We start from the raw sequence: 4,286 nt of genomic DNA on the forward strand, positions 1-4,286 counted from the left end.
CGCGCAGACGCCGCGCAACATGATGGGCTTCAAGGACGGCACCCGGAACATCGCCGGCACCGCCCTCGCCGCGAGCGGATCGCCCGCGGCGGGCGGCGCGCCCGCGCGGGCGTCCGGTGCGCAGCCGACGGACACCTCCGCCGCAGCCAGGCAGGCGCCCCCGGGGCTGCTCCAGCCGCCCCCGGGGGCCCGCACGCCGCCGGCCTCGCCGGCCCCGTCCCCTTCGCCCACGCCGTCGGTCACCGCGACGCCCGACCCCGGCAAGGCAGTCCGGGAGGCGCTCGACGCCCTCGGACCGCACGCGGGCCGCTACACGCTCGGCGTTGAGGACCTGTCGACGGGTACGCGGGCGGTCTACGGCAAGGGCACCGGCACCTACGACACCGCGAGCATCGTCAAGGTCGACATACTGGCCGCGCTGCTGCTCCGCAGCCAGCGCAGCGGCGTCCCGCTGACGCCGGGGCAGCGGCAGCTCGCCTCCTCGATGATCCGCTACAGCGACAACGACGCCACGGACGCGCTGTGGAGCGTTCTGGGCGGCCCGCAGGCCCTCGACGCGGCGAACGACACCTTCGGCCTCACCCGGACCAGCGCGGGCGGCTGGGGCACCTGGGGGCTGACCCAGACCACCGCCCGCGACCAACTGGTCCTGCTGCGGGCCGTCTTCGGCGACGACTCGCCGCTCTCCGCCGCATCCCGGGACTACATACGCTCCCTCATGGGTTCGGTCATACCCGGCCAGGACTGGGGTGTTCCCGCGGCGTCCGACACGGGTGCCGACCGGGTGCTGAAGAACGGCTGGCTGCAGCGCAGCCAGACGAAGCTGTGGGACATCAACAGCATCGGGCTGGTCGTCCACGACGGCCGGCTGCTGCTGGTGAGCGTTCTCGCCGCCGACCTGCCGACCCGGGAAGGCGGCATAGAGCTGGTGGAACGGGCGGCGACAACGGCCGTACGGACGCTGGTGAAAACGAGTTTCCCCGCGGGTTGACCCGCTGCGAGCATGACCGCGTGACCGCTTACGCCTACGAGGCCCTGCTCGACCGGATCGCGGACGACCCCCGGATCGCCGGGGCGGTGCTGAGCGGATCCCAGGCGCGGGACGGCATGGCCGGCGAGCACTCGGACCACGACGTGTATCTGATCGCCGAGGACGACGCCGCACCGGACCTGGCGGGCGAAGTCCGCCGCGACGCCGAGCTCGACATCGTCGTGATGCCCCTCTCCGAGTTCCGCGGGCACGCACTGCCGGGCTGCGCGTACGAGTGGAACCGGTACGCCTTCGTCCACGCGCGCCTGCTCAAGGACCGGCCGGACGGGCTGATCGCCCGCCTGGTCACGCGGAAGGCGGCGCTCGGCCCCGAGGAGGCCGCGAATACGGCGGACGAGGCCGCGGACGGCTTCGCCAACTCGGTCTACCGGTGGCTGAAGAACCACCGCGCCGGGCTCGCCACGGAGGCGCGGCTGGATGCCGCCGAGGCGTTGCCGCCGCTGTTGACGTACGTCTTCGCCGTGGAGGGGCGGGTCCGCCCGTACAACAAGTACCTGGGCTGGGAGCTGAACCGGGCGCCGCTCGACTGCCCCGCGTGGCGGCACGACCGGCTGCTGCCGCTGCTGGACGAGGTACTGGCCACCGCCCGGCCGGAGTTGGCGCATGGTCTCTTCGCCGACTTCGAGGCCCAGGCGCGGGCGGCCGGGCAGGGGCCGGTGCTCGACGCCTGGGGCGACGACCTGCTGCTGATGCGCGGCGCCTTCCCTCAGGGCAGCGGCTGAGGCGGGCGCGGGCCCGTGTACAGGCCGCTGGGGCGCATACGCAGCGGGCGCTCCTCGTACTCCTCCAGGGCGTGGGCGATCCAGCCCGCCGTGCGGGCCACGGCGAAGACCGTCTCGCCCGCCTCCGCGGGCATACCGGCGGAGGCGGAGAGGACGGCGAGCGCGAGGTCGACGTTGGCGTGCAGGGGGGTGTGCCGGGCGGAGATCTCCACGACCTCCTGGGCCGCGTCCAGCGCGCGCCGCGCGCCGGGCACCTCGTCGAGAAGGGTGAACAGCAGCCCGGCGCGCGGGTCCTCACCCGGATACAGGCGGTGACCCAGCCCCGGGATGCGCCGGCCCGCGCGGAAGTGCTCGGAGACCACGGGCGCCGCGCTGCCCCGCTCCAGGACGTCCAGGAGCATGCGGTGCGCCAGGCCGCTGGCGGCGCCGTGCAGCGGTCCGTCGAGGGCGGACAGCCCCGTGGACACCACGGCGTACGGGTTGGCGCGGGCGGACGCCGCGACGCGGGCCGCCAGGGTGGAGGCCGCCAGATCGTGGTCGATGAGCAGCACCAGTGCCGTGTCCAGGCAGCGCACCGCTGCCGGTTCGGGGGCGGCGGGGGTCAGCCGGGCCCACAGCCGACGGGCGACCGGCGCGTCCGTGCGGTGGGTGCGTCCGGCGATGGGCAGTGAGCCGGAGAACGCGGCGATCAGGCTGCGGGCGGTGCCGTGCACCGCTTCGGTGGAGAGGTCGAAGCGCAGGGGGTCGGCTGCCGCCGCGGCGACCGCCACGGCGCGCAGCCGGTCGACGGGGCTGGCGTGCGAGGGGAGCGCGGCGACCGCGGCGGAGGTGGCGGCGAGCAGTTCGTCCGGGGCGGTGAACCGCAGTCCGGGCGTGATCCGTCCGGTCCACAGCCAGTCGGCCGCCTCCTCGTACGGATAGGTCTCGGCGAGGGTGAGCGCGTCCACTCCGCGGTAGTAGTAGCGATCGCGGTCGATGAAGGTGATCCCCGTACGGACCGCCGTCGTGCCCGGCGTGCCGGTCTCCGCCCCTGCGGGGGACGCCGCGTGCGGGCGGCTGTGCCGGCGGGCGAGCGCCTCGACCTCCTTCGGGTCGAACGTACTGCCCCTGCCGCCGGTGGACTTGCGGCTGGTGAGCAGGCCGCGGCTGACGTACGCGTACACGGTCTCCGGCTTCACGCCGAGACGCTCCGCAGCCTGCCGCGTACTCAACCTCTCGTCGGTGCCAGTCATGATGATCCACCCTAGAACATTGATTCAATCAACATTGACAGGAATTCAATCAAGGGTGGATGGTGAGAGTCAAGTACAAGGGAGGAACAGCCATGACAACGCTTCCGGTCGATGCCCCCATCGAGGCCCCACGAGGGCTCAGCGGCGTCATCGTCACCGAGACCCGGCTCGGCGATGTGCGCGGTCGTGAGGGCTTCTACCACTACCGCCAGTACTCGGCGGTGGAGGTGGCGCAGCACCGCACGTTCGAGGACGCCTGGTATCTGATGTTCCACGGTGAGCTGCCGACGGACGAGGAGCGGGCGGAGTTCCTGGCCCGCACCGCGGAGCTGCGCCCTCTGCCCGAGGACATCCGCGACGCCCTGCCGGCGATCGCCCGCTCCTGCATGCTCTCCGGACCGCTGGCGGGGCTGCGCACGGCGCTCTCCCAGACCGCCGCCTCGGCGGACTTCCGGCCGCTGTACGACATCACGCCCGAGCAGCGGATGCGCGACGCGCTGGCGGCCTGCGCCAAGGTGCCGGTGATCCTCACCGCCCTCCACCGCATCGGGCAGGGCCTGGAGCCGGTCGAGCCGCGGGCGGACCTGCCGTACGCCGCCAACTACCTGTACATGCTGACCGGTGAGGAGCCCGATCCGGCGCGGGCGCGCGCCATCGAGGCGTACCTGATCTCCACGATCGACCACGGATTCAACGCGTCCACCTTCACGGCCCGCACCATCGCCTCCACCGGCGCGGACCTCGGGGCCTGTCTCGTCGGGGCGATCGGCGCCCTCTCCGGCCCGCTGCACGGCGGCGCGCCGAGCCGCGCCCTGGACACGCTGGACGCGATCGGCACGCCCGACCGGATCGACGGATGGATCCGCGAGCGGGTGCTGGCCGGTGACCGCATCATGGGCTTCGGGCACCCCGTCTACCGCACGGAGGACCCCCGTTCACGGATGCTGAAGGGCATCGCCCGGGAGTTCGGCGGGCCGCTGGTCGACTTCGCGGTGGAGGTGGAGCGCAAGGTCGTGGAGATCCTGGCGGAGCTCAAGCCCGGCCGGGAGCTGCACACCAACGTGGAGTTCTACGCCGGCGTGGTGATGGAGCTGTGCGGGCTGCCGCGCGAGATGTTCACGCCGACCTTCGCCGCCGCGCGCGTGGTCGGCTGGAGCGCGAACATCCTGGAGCAGGCGGAGGACTCGAAGATCATCCGTCCGTCCGCCCGTTACGTGGGGCCCGTTCCGCCGCAGCCCCTGCCCTGACGGGGAGCCGGCGCGGCCGGGGAGCGACGTACTC

4 protein-coding genes are annotated in these 4,286 nt (G+C 73.2%); 3 read left to right on the top strand and 1 reads right to left on the bottom strand.

The features are described from left to right. Positions 1-991, top strand: a 991-nt coding sequence (locus AB0M28_RS39970; protein WP_365415683.1) for a serine hydrolase, incomplete at its 5' end; no start/stop codon positions are given. 20 nt (positions 992-1,011) lie between these two features. Next, the gene (locus AB0M28_RS39975; protein WP_365415685.1) at positions 1,012-1,773 is read left to right on the top strand and encodes a hypothetical protein; all 762 of its coding nucleotides are present in this window, start codon (positions 1,012-1,014) and stop codon (positions 1,771-1,773) included. Here AB0M28_RS39975 and AB0M28_RS39980 read toward each other — a convergent pair. After that, positions 1,758-3,005, bottom strand: coding sequence for a citrate synthase (locus tag AB0M28_RS39980; protein ID WP_365415687.1), 1,248 nt, complete (start codon positions 3,003-3,005; stop codon positions 1,758-1,760). The genes AB0M28_RS39975 and AB0M28_RS39980 overlap by 16 nt on opposite strands. A 92-nt stretch (positions 3,006-3,097) precedes the next feature. Here AB0M28_RS39980 and AB0M28_RS39985 point away from each other — a divergent pair, with 92 nt between their 5' ends. Further along, complete coding sequence (locus tag AB0M28_RS39985; RefSeq protein WP_365415689.1) at positions 3,098-4,252, top strand: citrate synthase/methylcitrate synthase; 1,155 nt, start codon at positions 3,098-3,100, stop codon at positions 4,250-4,252. Positions 4,253-4,286: the final 34 nt, after the last annotated feature.

Source organism: Streptomyces sp. NPDC051940 (assembly GCF_040680895.1).
Classification (GTDB): Bacteria; Actinomycetota; Actinomycetes; order Streptomycetales; family Streptomycetaceae; genus Streptomyces.